This is a genomic window from Frigoribacterium sp. Leaf44 (genome assembly GCF_001421865.1).
Taxonomy (GTDB): Bacteria; Actinomycetota; Actinomycetes; order Actinomycetales; family Microbacteriaceae; genus Frigoribacterium.
Genome location: NZ_LMLG01000011.1, coordinates 1 through 1,152 on the forward strand (window position 1 = coordinate 1; position 1,152 = coordinate 1,152).

Sequence of the window (1,152 nt, forward strand, 5' to 3'; positions counted from 1 at the left end):
CGGTCGTTCATCGGACACCTGCTTGGGCCCGTTTTATCCGACTGGGATCAAGTGGCGCCTGGCCTGCGTATTCGCGTATGCCTGTCCCGCAAAAATGCCCGGTGACGGGGGTATGAACGCTACAGTCGTCGGATGCTCATCGGATACGCCCGCGTCTCGACCTCGGGACAGGATCTCGCAGCACAGCGTGACGGTCTCGCAGCGCTCGGTGTTGACGATCAACACGTGCATGTTGACCACGGCTTATCGGGCACGACTCGAGCGCGGCCGGGCCTCCGTGAAGCGCTAGCTGCGTGCCGTGCCGGCGACGTCCTGGTCGTCACCAAGCTCGACCGCCTCGCCCGCTCACTCCGGGACGCGACCGACATCGCCGACGAACTGACGAAGAAGGGCGTCGCCCTGAACCTCGGGGGAGCGGTCTACGACCCCGCCGACCCAGTGGGCCGGCTGCTGTTCAACGTCCTCGGGATGGTGGCCGAGTTCGAGGCTGACCTGATCCGTGCCCGTACTCGTGAGGGCATGGCGATCGCGAAGGCCGCCGGCAAGCTCCGCGGCCGGAAGCCCAAGCTGACTGCCTCGCAGGAGAAGCACCTCGTGCAGCTCCACCGCACCGGCGCCCACACCACCAGCGAGATCGCCGAGCTGTTCGGCGTCGCCCGCTCGACCGTCTATCGCGCCATCCAACGGGGGGACCAGGCGTGATCACCGTCGGGTTGCACCTCGCGTTGAAGGCATCGGTTCGCTGATGATCGTCGCTGATCCGCGTTCGAGCTGGAAGGCGTTCTGGGCTCGAGGCGGTCTCTTGCCGTCGGTGCTGGCGGGAGGCGTCTACTTCGCGTTCCTCGCTGCATCCGTCGCGATCGCCCGGTCGTTGACGTCGACATGGTCCATGACGGCCGCGAACGCAATGCTCGTCGGTTCAGTCCTGCCCCTGGCTGCCGGTGCTGCCGTTCTGGTCATCTTCGCGAGGTCGGCCGACCTTGCTGGAGCCCTGTTCCGACGGCAGCCTCTCCGCGGGCGGAGATGGATGTGGGGCGTGGTCGTGGTCGTAGCGGGGTTCAACGTTCTGCACCTCTTGAGCGTCGACTACGCGGCGATCGGGACGGACGTCCTGGCTATGTGGGTGCTCACCTGTGTTCTCGTCGGCTTCAC

At 66.2% G+C, this 1,152-nt stretch carries 1 protein-coding gene and 1 pseudogene; both read left to right on the forward strand.

Going from position 1 to position 1,152, the window contains the following annotated elements:
- The first annotated feature begins 132 nt into the window (after positions 1–132).
- Positions 133–702, forward strand: coding sequence for a recombinase family protein (locus tag ASE87_RS15640; protein ID WP_056230371.1), 570 nt, complete (start codon positions 133–135; stop codon positions 700–702).
- Positions 703–745: 43 nt separating this feature from the next.
- Positions 746–1,152 (forward strand): annotated as a pseudogene (locus tag ASE87_RS15645) (CPBP family intramembrane glutamate endopeptidase); the annotation flags it as partial.